A 14,122-nucleotide genomic window follows, 5' to 3' on the forward strand; every position below is an offset into this window, starting at 1 on the left:
GATTCAGCCTAAGTATACGACACGTTTAGTATCGAATTGCAAGCACCTTCTTGCCCCACATGAATTGGTGCACGCAGTAGGCCCCGGAGAATTGCGAGGTACGCGAATTCACCGGGGCCTACTGCGTGCAAACCACAACTCACATGGTGTTACTGGCCCCACCGTCAACAGAAATGTCGATCCCGGTGACCCACGCTGATTCGTCGGAGGCGAGGTACAGTCCCGCATACGCAACCGCGAGCGGGTCACCGGGCTTTCCGGTCAGCGTGCGAGCGACGATGGGCGCGACCGGGGCGTTTTCGCCAAATTCCGCGTACATCCCCAGCACCGGCGGAGTCGCCATAACCCCAGGGCTGACCGAATTCACGCGGATCCCTTCAGCAATGCCCTCGGCCGCCAACTGCCGAGTAAGGGCCAAGACCGCACCCTTGGTCGCAGCATGCGCTGCCTGGGGCAACGAACGAGCCCCCTGCAGAGCGGCACCGGACCCGATGTTCACGATTGCGCCATGCGTCTTTGCCAGATGGGGCCAGGCAAGCTGTGAAGCATGCCACACCACATCAAGTTCGTTGCGGATCGTGAATTCGTAGTCTTCTGGAGATTGCAACGCAAACGGTGCGAACCGCGGTGCGCTGGCGTTGTTATAGAGCACATCGATACGGCCGTAACGCTCGGCAGCACCATCGACCCACCGGCGCACCGCATCTCGATCGGTGAGATCTAGGGGCGCAGTCGCATCGATCGCGCCTCCCTCCGCCTCAATGAGGCTCACGGTTTCAGCAGACCGCTCGGGGTTTAACGTGCAGCCTACGACCGTCGCGCCCTCCCGCGCGAACAGCTGAGCAGTTACTCGTCCCATTCCGCTGCCGATTCCGGTGAGCAGCACCACCTTGCCCGTAAGCCGACCATTCGTCATCTCAGTGTCCCTTCATCGCCATTGACTCGTTCCGCCAAGCACCTCACGGAGTGGCTCCCGCTTGCGATCCAAACACGTCGTTCGTTTTCGCATCTGAAACCGTGCAGACACTGCACTTCTCCGTGCGCCCGCTGCACGGTACATCACCGGAGTCATGCAGCCGCGGTAGAACTGCAGCACCGCCCGGTTACGGGCTGGTCGAATGCACTCAAAGGAGAGACATACTATGAGCGAGAACTCAAAGACCCTCCGGCCTACACCCCCAGGGGTGACTGAGGCTGGTCTGGATGCCGCACTGGCAGCGTTCGCCGCCGCAATCGGCCCCGACAAGGTTTCAACTGATCCGGAACTGCTGAAAGAGTTTCAGGACCCGTATCAGGTGCCAGGCACCGCCACCAACCTACCTTCCGCCGTGGTCACACCGACCAGCGTCGAAGAAGTTCAGGCAATCGTTCGCCTCGCCAATGAGCACACCGTGCCACTCTGGCCAATCAGCCGAGGCAAGAACAATGGCTACGGCGGCGCGGCCCCGTGGGTGCGCGGCGCAGTCATGGTCTCCTTCCTGGCGATGAATAAGGTTGAAATTAATGAGGAGCTCGGCTACGCAATGGTTGAACCAGGCGTCAGCTGGTTCGACCTGCACGATGCCATTGAGGAAGGTGGCCACGATCTCGTCGCCTCGATCGTCGACATTGGCTGGGGTGGGGTGGTCTCGAACACCGTTGAGCACGGCTTGACCTACATGCCAAACTCACTCGATCAAGCCGCCCACTGCGGCTTTGAGGTCGTGCTTCCGAACGGAGAGCTCTACCGTACCGGTTCGGGCGGCATGGACAACAACCCCACCTGGCCGCTGTATAAGCGAGGCCTCGGCCCGACGACCACGGAACTGTTTATGCAGTCGAACTACGGCATAGTCACCAAAATGGGCTACTGGCTCATGCCTAAGCCTGAGGTTTACATGCCGCTCTGGCTCCAGGTATGGGATGACTCGCAGATGCCCGCAGTCGTCGATGCACTGCGCGAACTCATGCTCGCCAAGGTCATCGACATGCGACCACAACTCTCGAACACGCTCATCATGGCATCAATGCTGACGAGTCGCGCCGAGTGGTTCGAAGGCACTGGGCCGATGCCCGAAGAAATCATCGACAAGCTCGCAAAAGAACTCGGTTTGGGGCGATGGATGATGCGCTTCGCCCTGTATGGTGACGAGGCCGTCGTGGACCACAACTACGCCAGACTTCGCGCCCGTTTCCTGCAGATTCCGAGCGTGCAGCTCATGGGTCAAAAATACAGCGCCGAGGAGTGGGAAACGCTGCCGAACCCGCACGAGCGGGTTCAGATCGGCGTGCCCAGCCTTGACCTCTACAAGATGGCCGGCTGGTCGGGTGGCGACGAAGGCGGCCACGTGGACTTTTCGCCGGTAATTCCGCTGACCGCAAAACACGCCAAGGAAGCGCAGGAGCTCTTCGAGAAACTCTGCCACGAAGCGGGCCTCGACTATCTCGGAGGAATGTTGCCCATCAACGCGCGTTCCACGACATTCATTAATGTCATTCCCTTCGACACGAAGAACCCCGAGCAAGTGCACCGCGCCTACGAACACGCCAAGCACATGGTCGAGGTTGCTGGGAAGATGGGGTACGGCGAGTACCGCTTGCACCCCTACTTTGCCGACACGGCTATGGATCAATTCGGGTTCAATGATCACATTCAGCTGCGCTTCAACGAACAGCTGAAGGACCTGATCGATCCCAACGGAATCATTGCCCCGGGCAAGTCGGGAATCTGGGGCTCGCGGTTACGCGCAGCTGGCTTCCCCCAACAGTAACTCGCGAAACGGCGGGGTGCTCAGCCGCGAGCACCCCGCCTTCGTTGTTCGGATTCGGCTATCCGACAGGCTGCGTGGGCCGGCCTTCCCCGAAAAGCTGCAGCTCTCTGGCACGGCGCGACTCTCGCGGCGAGTGGCCCTGCGCCTTGCGAAACGCCCGCGCAAAACTGGCGGCATTGCGATACCCATACTGAAGGGCAACCTCAGACACGGGCGTGTCCGTCTCGCGCAACTCTCGCGCAGCCGAGAACAACCGCTGCTCGCGGATCCACCCGGACACGCCTCCCAAAGGGGCGAACAGTTTGTGAACATACCGAGTTGAGACAAAGTGAGCGCGGGCCAGTTGCTCGGGGCCGAGTTCAGGATCGGCGAGGTGCGCGAGGGCGTACTGCCGCATTCGAGCCTCGAGTGTTGCAGCACGGGCATTGGCGCCTGAGTCGCCGTCATGGTCGGCGCACAGACCCCGGAGCAGCGCCAGCATCATGTTCGCGACGGAGTCGCCCTCCGCGCTGGATGGCGGCGGGCCCTCTGCAAGCCTCCCGATGCCAACGAGCAGCGACGACGACAGGCGGAGCATCGTGCTGTCAGGCCCTGCCAGACGCTCGGCCGCATGGCGAGCGAACGCAGGCGCGTCACCTCCGATGTACCACTTGGGAAAGGCGATCACAGAGACATCGAAGCCCGAAACCGCCTCGAATGAAGAGGGCGTCGAGGTGTCTTGCACCGCGACCTCGCCGGGGCGCAACTCGCAGATTCGATCGCCTTGCCCCACTCGACAGGTGCCGCGGCGGGGCAGGTACATCAGGATGCACTCGGGGTCAAGACGGTCAACCAGTTGCCGAGTTCGAGTGACCCGATGAGGAGGCCCACTGATCGTTCGCACGAACAGGGGTCCGACCTGACCGCCGCTCAGCCGCGCCTCGAACACCGGTTCCGATGCAGGTTCAATGCGCACGGGGAAGAAATGCTCGGCGATACCCGCCGACCAATACTCTGGGCGAACATCTGATGACACCACACGGGTGTCAAGTATCATCGTCATTTCTGACCCCTTATCCCACGCGACGCTGCGGCGAATGTGAATGGCCAGGGCGGCCGGAAACCGGCGCACCCTGGCCAGGAGACTACCGTGCCGACTGGGGCCCAAGCTCCGGATTAGCGAAGAATTCGGCGATCTGCTGGTCGTCGAAGTAGGCACCCTCAGGGGCAAGGTCGGTTCCGTCTTCGATGCTCCACGACGGATCAACGATGTCCGAGAGGTTCGAGCGGTCGACCAAGTAAGAGGCGCTGATGATGTGGTTCAGTTTTACGCCCGCACCAGCGAGCACCTTCACTCCGATCTGCGCGGCGGCCCGGGCCATCTCGATCGGGGGCGTGGCGGTGCCAAAGTAGGGGTAATCGGGGTTCTCGGCTGCGTACGCCGCCATGCCTTGCGATGCCCCCACGTCTTGAATCGGCGGCACTGGCTGTCCTGACTGGGTGAAGGCATCACGAATTGCCCAGCCCATCGTGCCTCCCTGGATCACAGCGTCAACACCGGCGGGGTTCGTCGAGAGGTACTGCACCGTCGCCTGCTGAGCCAGAGCCGGCTGGAACATGCCCTCCACATTGCCGACCACGTTGATGTCGGGGCAGAGCTTTAGCGCCTCGTCCCGCCCGGCTTCCCAGAAGGTCGAGACCGGAATACCGGGAACGCCAGCGACCTCGAGCACGTCACCCGATCCGCCGATTGCACCAAAAATCATGGAAGCCGTTGCCATTGACTGCAGTACACCGTTGTAGGTGACTGAAATTGCATAGGGGCTATCGATCGGCACCACCACCGATACCACGGGAATTCCAGCGTCATGCGCTTCAGCAACGAGATCGAGAGCTGGTTCCGGAGCTACGGGGTTGAAGAAGATGATGTCAGGCTTCATCGATATGGCCTGGCTGAATTGCTGTAGCTGACCGGGGACATCGCCGGGATCGTTCGGTGCCGCGTTCAGCACAACCTCGACACCTGCCTCTTCGAGAGCACTTGCAAGCGTCTCCTGATAGACCGCGATGAAAGGAGCAGCGGGAGAGGTGCCGACGATCGCAGCAGTGTAGCCCTCAGTCTTCTCGGATTTCCAGTCTGCCCAGGCTGACTCCTGTAATTCGTATGGATATCCGTTGTAACCCTCCTGAACATCCGCGGAAAGGCTTTCGAGCAAGCCGGCCGGATCTTGTGCTCCCACGTTGGGAACGACACCGCACTCGGCAGCGGAGCTCGCATTATCGGTGGTGGTCGCCCCCGCGTCACCCCCTGACGTGGTCGAGCTGCAGCCAGCCAACGTCAGAGCACCGACCGCGGCAAAAGCTACGACGGGTCCAAGTCGGCGGAAACGAATGGTTTTGACCATGATTGCGTTCTCCTCTTCAAGAATTGCGCACCGTTGCGCATCATCAGACTAGACACATTCGATACGATACGTCTAGTCTTGAATCGTAGATGCTCAACGAAGAACGTCCGCAACAAGGAGACGCAATGTCCGAACACACTGACGGCCTGCGCCTGACCGAGGTCAGCAAGAGGTTCGGTGCCACTCGCGCGCTAGTAGCCGCTCAGCTGCACCTGCCCGCAGGCGAGATCCACACGCTGCTAGGAGAAAACGGGTCGGGGAAATCCACACTCGTCAAGATCATCGGTGGAGTGCACCGGCCCGATGCTGGAAGCTTCACCCTTGATGGGCAGCGTCTCGAATTTCGCTCACCCCGCGATGCTGCGGCCCATGGCATCTCCGTCGTATTTCAGGAGGTGCTCACTGCCCCCAGCCAGAGCGTCGTGGAGAACATCTGGCTCGGCGCCGACGGCATCTTCGCCCGGAAGCGCTCGCGCCAGGAGCAACGTCGCATAGCCGCCGAGACGCTGGGCCGCTTGATCGACGGCATCGACCTCGACGCGCCCGCAGGGCAGCTCTCGCTCTCCGACCGGCAGGCCATCTGTATCGCGCGCGCCCTGGTGCGCGACCCCAGCATCCTCGTGCTCGATGAATCGACTGCAGCGCTCGACGTACTGACGCGCGACCGACTATTCGCTGAGATGAGGCGGCTCGCAGCAGCCGGGGTGAGCATCCTATTCATCTCTCACCGGATGGACGAGGTACGAGAGATTTCCGACCGGGTGAGCGTATTGAGATCAGGACGCACTGTCTCAACCGTGAAGGGAGACGACATCACGGTGGCCCGAATGGTTGCCGACATGACTGGCACCTCCGGGCACTACGAACGGGCTGACCGCGCTCGGAGCATGGGGCACCCAACGCTTCGCGCGACCGGAGTGCGGCTAACCGAAACGGCCTCACCCATTGACCTGGAGGTGCGGGCAGGGGAACTCGTCGGCCTTGCCGGCCTCGAGGGTCATGGGCAAGATGCGTTCTTGAAGCGACTGTCGGGCATCACCGGCGGAGAAGGTACGGTGACTCGGATTCTCAGCCCGGACATTGACGTGCATTCCGGCAACGGTGCCAAGCTCGGCGTGGCCTACCTTCCTCGAGAGCGCCGAGGGGAATCGCTCTTCGAGTCGATGTCGATCCGGGAGAACTTTGCTCTCCCCACCATGCGGCAGGACCGTGCAGGGTTGCTGCTCAGCGCCCGACGCATGCGAGCGAGATTCGCGGAAGTGACGGCCGCCCTGAGCATACGGCTGGGTAGCCCAGAAGATCCGATCTCAAGCCTGTCAGGCGGCAGCCAGCAGAAGGTAATGCTCGCCCGCTGGCTCGCGACCGACCCGAAGGTCCTGCTTCTCAATGACCCGACTCGCGGTGTGGACATCATGACCAAACGAGAGATCTACGCAACCCTGGAGCAGCTCTGTGCCGATGGCATGAGCGTCGTCATGCTTTCCAGCGAAGTCGACGAGCTCGTAGAACTCGTCGACCGCGTCCTTGTGTTTCGTGACCAGGAGCTGTTTGCTGAGATCTCCCGTGAACGCCTCACCACGGAAGCCGTTGTGGCCGCCTACTTCGGCCAGGAATCGGAGGTTGCCGCATGAGCTCCCCACTCGCGTTTCTGCGGCGGCACGCCTGGGCTTTCGCCTGCGCACTTGCCGTTCTGCTGCTGGCCATCAACCTCGCCATCAGCCCGTCTTTCCTCTCACCTGACCGTTTGCCCACCACACTGGCCACGCTTGCCCCATTCGTGCTTGTGGGGTTTGCCTCAACCCCCGCGATCCTTTCAGGCGGGATCGACGTGTCCGTGGGACCGCTGGCCACATTCATCAACTGCTTCTTTGTCGCGGTGCTTCTGCCTCAGGGCCTCGGGAACTGGTACACCGCGATCCCCCTTCTCTTGCTCTTGTCTGCCGCGATCGGCACCACGACCGGTCTGCTCGTTACAGTTGTGCGCCTGCACCCCGTAGTCGCTTCGACCGGCATGCTCTTCGTGCTCATCGGCCTTTCAATCACAATTTCGAAGGCCCCCATCTCAGCACCTTCAAATTGGTCTGAGGGTCTGGCCAAGACAGTCGGCTGGCTGCCGGGTGCTGTTATCCCTATCGGCGTAGTCGCGCTCGCCTGGTTCTTCCTCCGCCGCTCCGCATATGTCAGAAATCTTCTGGCAACCGGAGAGAGCGACATCTCCGCGTATGGATCCGGCGTGCACGTCACCGTCGTTCGCACGCTCGCCTACACGCTCGGGGGCGTGTTCGCGGGCGTTGCGGGGATCGCCCTCACCGCGCTGCTCCAGTCGTCACAGGCATCACTCGCCAACACGTATGCGCTGCTTGGCCTTGCGGCTGCGGTGCTCGGCGGAACCGCACTCGGAGGTGGCAAGGGCGGGCTACTTGGTACGTTCTTCGGCGCGCTCGTGCTGTACCTCCTGCAGCAGCTGTTGACCGCAGTGGGTGTGCAAGCGAGCCTCGTGCAGTTCAGCTATGGGTTCGTGCTCATCATGGGTGTGATCCTTGGCGCCACTCTCCTCAATCCCCGTCAGAGAAAGACCAGCTCATGACCAACACCTATAGCGACCTGACCCGCTCTCTGAACACCCCCGCGCCGCCGCCCACGGCCGCAGCACGGGCACGGCGCTGGGCGCTCGAGACGCCGCTCATTCAGGCGGTGATCCTGGTCGTTCTGGTTATCGTGCTGATCACGCTGGTTCCCGCCTTCCTTGAGCGCCCGATTGCGGGGGTAACGGTACTCACTCTGGCGGCGCTGCTCGCCCTGGCTGCCATGGGGCAGACGCTGGTCGTCATCCTCGGGGGCCTCGACCTCGCCATCGCCGGCTACATTACCTTTGGGGCGATGATCGCCGGGAACGCCACGAGCCGACTCGGATGGTCAGTGCCACTTGCATTCGTGGTCGTGATGGCTGTCTGCGGAGGCATCGGGGCCCTCGTCGGATGGCTCTGCTACCGGTATCGGGTCGAGCCACTCGTGATGACGCTCGGGGTCGGCACTGCACTCACTGGCGGGTCGATGTTCCTCGCGAACGGCGATTTCAGTGGCCAACCGCCCCAGGAGCTGAAATCGTTGGCTCAGCTCACCGGCACCACCTTTGGCCTCCCCATTCCCCCGGTGATCGTGATCGTTCTCGTGCTCGGCATCCTGCTCTGGCTGTTTTTGGCCAAGACACCCGCCGGCCGCATGCTCTACGCGACCGGTGTGAACCCACGAGCCGCCAACCTCACGCGTATCCGTACCTCCCTGGTCTGGACGCTAGTCTTCGCCGCATCGGGAATTTTCGCCGGCATCGCGGGGATGTTCCTCGCGGCATTCGGTTCCGGCTGGTCAATCTCGATCGGCGACCCGTACCTGTTCTCAGGACTTGCTGCAGTATTCGTCGGCGGCACGACCTTTGGTTCCGTGCGGGGCGGCTTTACCCGCACCGCCCTGGGTGCACTCATACTCACGGTGCTCTCAACGATCATCGTGAGCCAAGGCCTGAGCGAGGCACAGACGCGCATCGTCTATGGCGTCATTATCCTCGGAATGGTTGCAATCTACGGGCGCGAGCGCAGGGTACGCGACCGGTTCTAACCACGCCCAAGTGAGGGGGCCTGAAGCGATTTCGCTTCAGGCCCCCTCACTTGTCGGCATTTCATGTCAGATCGATGGGTTGCCCCACGAACGCCACCGAACTCTCGGTATTGGTAAATCTTGCCTCGTCTGGAACCATTACATCTCCGTAATACGCGCTGCCGAACTCGGCCCGAAGCGCCTCAGGCGAGACAAATGTGAGCGCACCAATTCCGTCGTACCTGGTCGACACGAAGCGCGACGGCGGTGAAACTGCTGCCGGAGTATTCTCAATGCGAAGCAACCGTTCCTGCGCACCCGGCCCCGACAACGCAAGCTTTGAGTGGGTCCCTAGCCAGTGTTCTACAAACTCACCAAAGCGCAGGTTGCGACGGGCAACAGGCATCACGATGACCCTGACAGGATCCGTACTCGCTGTCTCATCACGCTGCCACACCAGCACCGGCTCACCCCCCACTGCGGCAGGTCGATCCGCAAGCAATTCAAGTCGGGGGGCCAGCCAGTCGCTCTCGAACTCACGTGAAACCACGCAATCGGCGGCGTCATTCTTGCGTCGCCACCAGGTCTCAATCACGGCATCGTATGGGGCAACGGGGGCACCAATGATTGGCGAGTCACCCAAGATGGCACGATTGAACACGTACCGCTCGAGACCCGAGGCTACGAGGGGTTCATGCCGCTCAAGTGCGAGCCAAGCGTCGGCAAATTGGTCCGGTGTCAGCTCTGGGTGCCGAGTGAGCAGCAACGTCAGCTTGTAAGTGGCCTCCACCTCAGTGGCCCTTTCCACGCTTCTGGCCCGCACGTGCTGCTTTGTCGGCCAACTTCATCAGCAGCGCATTACCTGCAGCCCAAATCATCAGATTCTGCATTGGATTCGACCGCTTCGACGCGGGGTCCTCACGACCCATCTCCGGGTTTTTGTGACACTGCACCGGAACTTGAAGAATGAGTCGACGCATGCACGAGTTTGCGTTATCGCACCATACGATCTCGGCCTCGCGCCCCTCGATCACTTTGTTCGGGTAATCGGGATCGGCAAGCAACTGACGCGCAAGCATCGTCGCATCGACGGTGCGGTCTGCAATCGCGGCGGCAGCTTGCGCGGGATCGGGTGTCCCGCTCAGAAACAGCACAACTTCCTGGCCCAGCGCTGCGCGGAAGACCTGAGGCTCTTGCTCGCGAAGCATCTTCCCCGATTCGCTGCTGACGTTGTCCCCCATCGACTCGTAATTTCCGTCGGTGAGTGCAACAAAATCGAGCCCAGCCTTGGCGATCTCGGCAGTTACCGCAGCGAAGCCTTCGGGGCCCTGCCCTCCTGGAACATGGTCGTTCGCACTCAGTCGGAGCCCCAGGGCGATGTCTGGACCGACCTCACGCCGCACCGCGGCCACGGTATCTTTCAGCGCACGCGCCCGATTTTCAACGGAGCCACCGTACTCATCGGTGCGGAAGTTGGAAAGTGGAGAGAGAAAAGAGGAATAGAAATAGCACATGTGCGCAGCGATTTCAATGGCATCGAAGCCAGCCTGCTTCGCTCGCCGAGCCGCATCAACAACAGCTTTCTCGAGTTCTTTGATCTCGGCCACCGTCGCTTCTTGGGGCATCGGGGTGATGCGACCGCCGGGGATATAGAGGTTATCGGGCAGGCCGTACCCTCCCATATCGACCGATTTCGGCGAAGCCGACGAGATCGGGTACCCCTCTCGGGGGACCCCCATGCGCCCAAAGGCGGGAAATAGCTGAGCGAAGACGGCGACACCCGTGCCTGTGCCGTGCACCTCATCGACCAGGCGCTTCAGATCAGGAACGAAGGCATCGTCGTCGTACCTGATGTTGGGCGAGAAGGGCGACTCTCGAAAGGCGCGCGCGGTGGCGACGGAGCCGCCTACGTAGACCGCACCTGCACCGCCCTTCGCGCGACGCTTCAGGAACGCAATCGACTGCTCGCTGGGTCGCCCGTCTTCAGTCGGGCGAAGCACCGCCATCGGTCCGAGAATGATCCGGTTCTTGAGCGTGAGCTGGTTGATCTTCAGCGGTGCGCCGAGAACCTCGGCAGTGTTTACAGTAGTCATGATGCTCCTCGTCGAGTGATATCAAGGGATGGGTCTTCGTGAACGAGCGTGGCGGAGAGGTCGAAATTGGGTGGCAGCAGGCCCAGTCGGCTTCGAAACCGAATCAGGAGGTTCAGCCCTTCCCTCTCGACGGGTAGCAGGCCGCTGGCGCACAGGGCAGAAAACAAGTGTTCAAATTCGGGGGTGCCGAGCACATCAGCACGAGCCACCAATCCCTGTCCCGGAAAGGTGGGGAACTCATCTTGCACCCGGAACAATTCGACGAACCCCGCCGCTCGAGCCCGCTCCTCGAAGGGCGGACCCAGCAGTGTCGCGGCAATAGACCGGTCTGCCAGGGCCTCGAAGCGCTCAGATACCCCGCCGACCTCGATCCACTGCGCCCGCACTCCAGCTCGCTGCAACCGGTCTCGTGCCACCAACGCAAACCCGTTATCGTAAGCATCCACACCAATGGTGCGTCCGTCGAGCTCAGCCAAGCTGCGTATTCCAGGTGCGGCAATCAGTGACAGTGGCGTCGTTGCTTCGACCTGACCAAGCAGACGAAGTTCCGCGCCCGTTCGCGACCACTCGAACAGGTTGTCGATGGCCGTGACCACGAGATCGAGTTCGCCGCTCAGAAGACCAGCGAGTTGCGCGGCACTATTAGGTGTAAGACTCTCATCGAGAGCGATCCCGGCCAGAAGTCCGCGCTCCCTCGCCGAAACAAGCAGCGCAGGGGGCACGAAATATGAGATTCGCAAGATCCTGCGGAGGTCACACCGGCGGCGCGACGAAGAGATGGTCGTTGTCAGAGTCGTTGAACATCTCCTTGGTGATGAACTCGTCCATGTCGCCTCCCGTGCCCCACTGATCCGAAGTCTCAGGTTCCTGCACATCGAAGATGTGCGGGTGCCAGGAATCTTCATCGATCATTTCCAGCTCGGTCGTCATCTCCATCGTGTTGCCGTTGGGATCGATGAAATAAGTGAAGGTGTTGTCGCCTGCCGCGTGGCGGCCGGGACCCCAGATCTTGCGGTATCCGGCGCGAATCATCCGCCCGCTCCCCCGCATGTACTCGTCAAGCCCGCGCAACTCGAACGACGCGTGCTGCAGCGAAGCGTGCGGGCCACGCGCGATTGCCATCGAGTGATGCTGAGTGTTGCATCGCATGAAATAGAAAAGATCACCGGCGTGCGGATGGTTGAGTGTGTCAGAGAGGCGGAAACCAAGGTGCTTCTCGTACCACGCACGCATGGCCTCCGGCTGATTCGAGTTCAGCACAACGTGCGATAAACGCACGGGAATCGCCTCACGCTCTTCGATCTTGCGGTGTGTGCGCACGTCGACATCGGTGGAGACTTCGATGGTGCGTCCCTCCAAGTCGAAGAACCTGAACCCGTAGCCACCGCCCAGGGTCTCCAGGGCGTTCGGCTCGCTCACCAACTGCACCCCGGCTGTGCCGAGCTGCTGAGCAAGTTGGTCGACGGATTGCCGGTCGGCAGCCCCGAAAGCCACCAGATCGAGTCGTTTGTCTTCGGAACGTCGCACGCGCGTGACGTACTGTTCCGGTGAACCTTCCGCAGCGAAGTAGACGACATTGCCGTCGTCGTGCTGCACGGTCAAGCCCCAATGGTTCTTGTAAAACTCGATCTGCTTCTCGAAATCCGGTACTGCGATGTCAAAGTGACGAATGTGAGTAATCGGGCTGAAAGCCATGACAGGCTCCTATCGTGTTTCAGAGGTGAGGTTGCGGGCACGTGCTATTGGAGGAATCTGCAGCACCAAGCGCTCCAGGTCGGCGGCCGTGTCGCCCACACCGAGGATGTAGTGGTCTGGTCTAATCACCACGGCCTTCGCGCCGGAAGCGGCGAGAACCTGGTCGATCTTGAGCGGATCGAGCAGCGTAACGGTGTCTTCGTCGTCGTCGAGCACGGCCCTGATGTCCGCTGGCAGTTGCGTGTATACCGTGCGATCCACAGCGACGAGGAAGTGTGGGCCGACCATGTCGTCAAGGCGCGTCCCGTCAGATAGGATCGGCTGGATTCCGAGCTTGCCGGCACGCTCATCACGATCGCCCTCGTGAAGTCCCGGGCCGAGCGCCGGAGAGGTCGGAACCGCGGAGGCCTCCGGGTGAGCCCGGATGAACTCGTCGCGACCCTTGGCCACTTCTGGGTCAAGGGTTTGGATCCCAACTGCCTGATTCGCGGCGGTCTCAACCCAGAATGTGGCGTGTGGTTTGCGCTCACTCTCGTAGGTATCGAGGAGTGCCTCCTCCGCCTTGCCCGCAGCGACGAATGCCATTTTCCACGCGAGATTTGCGACGTCGCGGATGCCTGCGCAGAGGCCCTGCCCGAACAGCGGCGGTGCCTGGTGTGCAGCATCCCCGGCCAGAAATACGTTCCCCTGACGCCAACGCTGAGCGATTCGCCCACGAAAGGTGTAGATCGCCTGACGGTCGGCAGTGAACTTGTCGGCGGGGAGAATGCCGCGGCTGATTCGTTCAACTGCGGCAGGTGTCACGATTTCTTCGGGATCATCCCCGGGAACGAGCATGAATTCCATGCGTACTCGGTCGCCCGGTAGCCGTAACCACAGCGCTGGCCGACTGTACCGAGCGAACTGAATCATATCGGTTGCATAGCCTGGGGCGTCGACAAGGTTTCCGTCGACTACGAGCCACGGGGCATCCTCACCGTACTTATCAGTCTCGATTCCCAGCGCACTGCGCACCTCCGAGCGCGCACCGTCGGCAGCAATCAACCACCGGGCACGGAGCACGTGCTCGGCGCCATTCGCATTGACTGCGGTGACCTCCACGCCGTCGGCATCTGAAGTGACCTTCGTGGCAGTGACCCCGGTGCGCAACTCGACGCTAGGCGTCTGGGCGATCACTTCACGCACCAACGCCTCAACGTCGGGCTGGTGGAAACTGATGTGATCGTTCCAGCCCTGGTCACCGAGCCGATCAGTGGGAGCGTGAACAAGCACTTCATCCGCCTCATTGACCACTTCGACGTCTTTCATGGGAATGGTCACCCGGCGGAAGGCATCCGCCACTCCGAGCGCCTGCAATGTGCGCATGGTCTCACCGTCGAAGTGCACCGCGCGAGCTGTCGGCCACATCTCGGGGTCACGTTCCAGGCCGATGGCCTTCAGGCCCGCTTGTCCGAGAAGCGCAAGCGCGGTAGAACCGACTGGCCCGCCTCCGATTACAATCACGTCTGCGTCGATGCCGCTCATGAAACACTCCAATGTGTCCAGTGCCCGTATGTTCTCCAGGCCGCACCCGCGGTGCAACTAGGAACAATAATCTCTGTCGACG

General features: G+C 61.5%; 12 protein-coding genes. 4 read left to right on the forward strand and 8 right to left on the reverse strand.

Going from position 1 to position 14,122, the window contains the following annotated elements; all coding sequences use genetic code 11:
- Positions 1-139 precede the first annotated feature (139 nt).
- A complete protein-coding gene (locus ACTNFK_RS12265) occupies positions 140-916 on the reverse strand; it encodes an SDR family NAD(P)-dependent oxidoreductase (protein WP_435937462.1) in 777 nt (258 codons plus the stop codon).
- 226 nt (positions 917-1,142) lie between these two features.
- Between ACTNFK_RS12265 and ACTNFK_RS12270 the strand changes: the two genes are divergently transcribed.
- Positions 1,143-2,750, forward strand: a complete 1,608-nt coding sequence (locus ACTNFK_RS12270) for an FAD-binding oxidoreductase (protein ID WP_435937463.1) — start codon at positions 1,143-1,145, stop codon at positions 2,748-2,750.
- Between the two features lie 58 nt (positions 2,751-2,808).
- Here the strand turns inward: ACTNFK_RS12270 and ACTNFK_RS12275 are convergent, their stop codons facing one another.
- A complete protein-coding gene (locus ACTNFK_RS12275; protein ID WP_435937464.1) occupies positions 2,809-3,792 on the reverse strand; it encodes a helix-turn-helix domain-containing protein in 984 nt (327 codons plus the stop codon).
- Between the two features lie 82 nt (positions 3,793-3,874).
- On the reverse strand, positions 3,875-5,134 hold the full coding sequence (locus ACTNFK_RS12280) for a substrate-binding domain-containing protein (protein ID WP_435937465.1): 1,260 nt from the start codon (positions 5,132-5,134) through the stop codon (positions 3,875-3,877).
- A gap of 125 nt (positions 5,135-5,259) precedes the next feature.
- Here ACTNFK_RS12280 and ACTNFK_RS12285 point away from each other — a divergent pair, with 125 nt between their 5' ends.
- From ACTNFK_RS12285 to ACTNFK_RS12295, 3 genes are read left to right on the forward strand one after another with little or no spacing between them, the layout of a single operon-like run.
- Positions 5,260-6,765 carry a sugar ABC transporter ATP-binding protein gene (locus tag ACTNFK_RS12285; protein WP_435937466.1) on the forward strand — a complete coding sequence of 502 codons (1,506 nt, stop codon included), beginning with the start codon at positions 5,260-5,262 and terminating at the stop codon, positions 6,763-6,765.
- Positions 6,762-7,721: an ABC transporter permease gene (locus ACTNFK_RS12290; protein WP_435937467.1), complete on the forward strand. Its 960-nt coding sequence runs from the start codon at positions 6,762-6,764 to the stop codon at positions 7,719-7,721. The genes ACTNFK_RS12285 and ACTNFK_RS12290 overlap by 4 nt, the downstream gene beginning before the upstream one ends.
- Entirely contained in the window at positions 7,718-8,749 is a 1,032-nt protein-coding gene (locus ACTNFK_RS12295; protein WP_435937468.1) for an ABC transporter permease, read from the forward strand. The genes ACTNFK_RS12290 and ACTNFK_RS12295 overlap by 4 nt, the downstream gene beginning before the upstream one ends.
- Positions 8,750-8,810: 61 nt before the next feature.
- On the opposite strand, the gene ACTNFK_RS12300 is transcribed toward ACTNFK_RS12295, so the two are convergent.
- Genes ACTNFK_RS12300 through ACTNFK_RS12320 form a run of 5 tightly spaced genes read right to left on the reverse strand, consistent with a single transcriptional unit; the run spans position 8,811 to position 14,040 of the window.
- On the reverse strand, positions 8,811-9,518 hold the full coding sequence (locus tag ACTNFK_RS12300; RefSeq protein ID WP_435937469.1) for an EthD domain-containing protein: 708 nt from the start codon (positions 9,516-9,518) through the stop codon (positions 8,811-8,813).
- 1 nt (position 9,519) lies between these two features.
- Positions 9,520-10,821 carry an NADH:flavin oxidoreductase gene (locus ACTNFK_RS12305; protein WP_435937470.1) on the reverse strand — a complete coding sequence of 434 codons (1,302 nt, stop codon included), beginning with the start codon at positions 10,819-10,821 and terminating at the stop codon, positions 9,520-9,522.
- Entirely contained in the window at positions 10,818-11,561 is a 744-nt protein-coding gene (locus ACTNFK_RS12310) for an ABC transporter substrate-binding protein (protein ID WP_435937471.1), read from the reverse strand. The genes ACTNFK_RS12305 and ACTNFK_RS12310 overlap by 4 nt, the downstream gene beginning before the upstream one ends.
- A 13-nt stretch (positions 11,562-11,574) precedes the next feature.
- Positions 11,575-12,516, reverse strand: a complete 942-nt coding sequence (locus tag ACTNFK_RS12315; RefSeq protein WP_433645602.1) for a VOC family protein — start codon at positions 12,514-12,516, stop codon at positions 11,575-11,577.
- Positions 12,517-12,525: 9 nt separating this feature from the next.
- Complete coding sequence (locus ACTNFK_RS12320) at positions 12,526-14,040, reverse strand: bifunctional 3-(3-hydroxy-phenyl)propionate/3-hydroxycinnamic acid hydroxylase (protein ID WP_435937472.1); 1,515 nt, start codon at positions 14,038-14,040, stop codon at positions 12,526-12,528.
- Positions 14,041-14,122: the final 82 nt, after the last annotated feature.

The organism is Leucobacter fengyongliangi (assembly GCF_052386045.1).

Excerpts from the sequence above, each read along its gene's own strand:
- ACTNFK_RS12305 (WP_435937470.1), bottom strand. The coding sequence starts at position 10,821 with ATGACTACTGTAAACACTGCCGAGGTTCTCGGCGCACCGCTGAAGATC.
- ACTNFK_RS12295 (WP_435937468.1), top strand. The coding sequence starts at position 7,718 with ATGACCAACACCTATAGCGACCTGACCCGCTCTCTGAACACCCCCGCG.
- ACTNFK_RS12265 (WP_435937462.1), bottom strand. The coding sequence starts at position 916 with ATGACGAATGGTCGGCTTACGGGCAAGGTGGTGCTGCTCACCGGAATC.
- ACTNFK_RS12270 (WP_435937463.1), top strand. The coding sequence starts at position 1,143 with ATGAGCGAGAACTCAAAGACCCTCCGGCCTACACCCCCAGGGGTGACT.
- ACTNFK_RS12290 (WP_435937467.1), top strand. The coding sequence starts at position 6,762 with ATGAGCTCCCCACTCGCGTTTCTGCGGCGGCACGCCTGGGCTTTCGCC.
- ACTNFK_RS12280 (WP_435937465.1), bottom strand. The coding sequence starts at position 5,134 with ATGGTCAAAACCATTCGTTTCCGCCGACTTGGACCCGTCGTAGCTTTT.
- ACTNFK_RS12315 (WP_433645602.1), bottom strand. The coding sequence starts at position 12,516 with ATGGCTTTCAGCCCGATTACTCACATTCGTCACTTTGACATCGCAGTA.
- ACTNFK_RS12320 (WP_435937472.1), bottom strand. The coding sequence starts at position 14,040 with ATGAGCGGCATCGACGCAGACGTGATTGTAATCGGAGGCGGGCCAGTC.
- ACTNFK_RS12285 (WP_435937466.1), top strand. The coding sequence starts at position 5,260 with ATGTCCGAACACACTGACGGCCTGCGCCTGACCGAGGTCAGCAAGAGG.
- ACTNFK_RS12275 (WP_435937464.1), bottom strand. The coding sequence starts at position 3,792 with ATGACGATGATACTTGACACCCGTGTGGTGTCATCAGATGTTCGCCCA.